The 2,518-nt window shown below is 52.3% G+C and carries 1 protein-coding gene; it reads right to left on the bottom strand.

Features of this window, described 5'->3' with window-relative positions:
* Positions 1 to 2,518, bottom strand: a 2,518-nt coding sequence (locus L4C33_RS21440) for a VCBS domain-containing protein (protein ID WP_428814417.1), incomplete at both ends; no start/stop codon positions are given.

Below are 2,518 nucleotides of genomic sequence, written 5' to 3' on the forward strand. Positions count from 1 at the left end.
GTATTCCCCTTGTAGGTCACCTGGGTCTTGGAATTTCGCTTCACCGTCATCCACATCTTCCACCAGAAGTTGGCCTCCGGCTGTCGCATCGCCTGCCACATCCAAGCCCACTTCAACCACATTTACATCTTCACTTTCTGATGGCGTGATGGTCGCGCCATCGTTACTGCCCAAGATGTTTACGGTAATAGTTTCCGTCGCAGTGCCGTCCAGGGACGTCACTTGTAAGCTATCAGTCACCGCGTCGTCTTGGTTGAGTGGGTCTGATAAGTCTGGGTCTAAGGTGTAACCCCATACGCCTGTATCGGTGTTAAAGGTAAAGGTACCGTATTCCCCTTGTAGGTCACCTGGGTCTTGGAATTTCGCTTCACCGTCATCCACATCTTCCACCAGAAGTTGACCTCCGGCTGTCGCATCGCCTGCGACATCCAAGCCCACTTCTACCACGTTCACATCTTCACTTTCTGAWGGYGTRATGGTCGCACCATCRTTGGTGCCCAAAATGTTCACGGTAATGGTTTCGGTTGCAGTACCGTCCAGTGATGTCACTTGTAGACTATCAGTCACGGCATCGTCTTGGTTAAGAGGGTCTGATAAGCCCGGGTCTAAAGTGTAACCCCATACGCCTGTATCTGGGTCAAAGGTGAAGGTACCGTATTCCCCTTGTAGGTCGCCTGGGTCTTGGAATTTCGCTTCACCGTCATCCACATCTTCCACCAGAAGTTGGCCGCCAGCTGTCGCATCGCCTGCCACATCCAAGCCCACTTCTACYACGTTCACATCTTCACTTTCTGAAGGCGTAATGGTCGCACCATCGTTGGTGCCCAAAATGTTCACGGTAATGGTTTCAGTAGCAGTGCCGTCCAGTGACGTCACTTGTAGACTATCGGTTACGGCGTCATCTTGGTTAAGAGGGTCTGATAAGTCTGGGTCTAAGGTGTAGCCCCATACGCCTGTATCTGGGTCAAAGGTAAAGGTACCGTATTCCCCTTGTAGGTCACCTGGGTCTTGAAATTTCGCTTCACCGTCATCCACATCTTCCACCAGAAGTTGACCTCCAGCAGTCGCATCGCCTGCGACATCCAAGCCCACTTCCACCACGTTCACATCTTCACTTTCTGATGGYGTGATGGTCGCCCCATCGTTGGTGCCCAAGATGTTYACAGTGATGGTTTCAGTGGCAGTGCCGTCCAGTGACGTCACTTGTAGACTATCGGTTACGGCGTCATCTTGGTTGAGTGGGTCCGATAAGTCTGGGTCTAAGGTGTAGCCCCATACGCCTGTATCTGGGTCAAAGGTAAAGGTACCGTATTCCCCTTGTAGGTCACCTGGGTCTTGGAATTTCGCTTCACCGTCATCCACATCTTCGACCAGAAGTTGACCTCCAGCAGTCGCATCGCCTGCGACACCCAAGCCCACTTCCACCACGTTCACATCTTCACTTTCTGATGGTGTGATGGTCGCCCCATCGTTGGTGCCCAAGATGTTCACAGTGATGGTTTCAGTAGCAGTGCCATCCAAAGACGTCACTTGTAGGCTATCGGTTGCCGCATCGTCTTGGTTCAGTGGATCCGATAAGTCTGGGTCTAAGGTGTAGCCCCATACACCTGTATCTGGGTCAAAGGTGAAAGTACCGTATTCCCCTTGCAGATCGCCTGGGTCTTGGAATTTGGCTTCACCGTCATCCACATCTTCCACCAGAAGTTGGCCTCCAGCGGTCGCATCGCCTGCGACATCCAAGCCCACTTCCACCACGTTCACATCTTCACTTTCTGATGGCGTGATGGTCGCCCCATCGTTGGTGCCCAAGATGTTTACAGTGATGGTTTCGGTGGCGGTGCCATCCAAAGACGTCACTTGTAGGCTATCAGTCACCGCGTCGTCTTGGTTGAGTGGATCCGATAAGTCTGGGTCTAAGGTATAACCCCATACGCCGGTATCTGGGTCAAAGGTGAAGGTACCGTATTCCCCTTGTAGGTCACCTGGGTCTTGGAATTTCGCTTCACCGTCATCCACATCTTCCACCAGAAGTTGACCTCCGGCTGTCGCATCGCCTGCGACATCTAAGCCCACTTCCACCACATTCACATCTTCACTTTCTGATGGYGTGATGGTCGCCCCATCGTTGGTGCCTAAGATGTTCACGGTGATGGTTTCAGTAGCAGTGCCATCCAAAGACGTCACTTGTAGACTATCGGTCACCGCATCGTCTTGGTTCAGTGGATCCGATAAGTCTGGATCTAAGGTGTAACCCCATACGCCTGTATCTGGGTCAAAGGTAAAGGTACCGTATTCCCCTTGCAGGTCACCTGGGTCTTGGAATTTCGCTTCACCGTCATCCACATCTTCCACCAGAAGTTGGCCTCCGGCTGTCGCATCGCCTGCCACATCCAAGCCCACTTCAACCACATTTACATCTTCACTTTCTGATGGCGTGATGGTCGCGCCATCGTTACTGCCCAAGATGTTTACGGTAATAGTTTCCGTCGCAGTGCCGTCCAGGGACGTCACTTGTAAG

Source organism: Vibrio makurazakiensis (genome assembly GCF_050337375.1).
Taxonomy (GTDB): Bacteria; Pseudomonadota; Gammaproteobacteria; order Enterobacterales; family Vibrionaceae; genus Vibrio; species Vibrio makurazakiensis.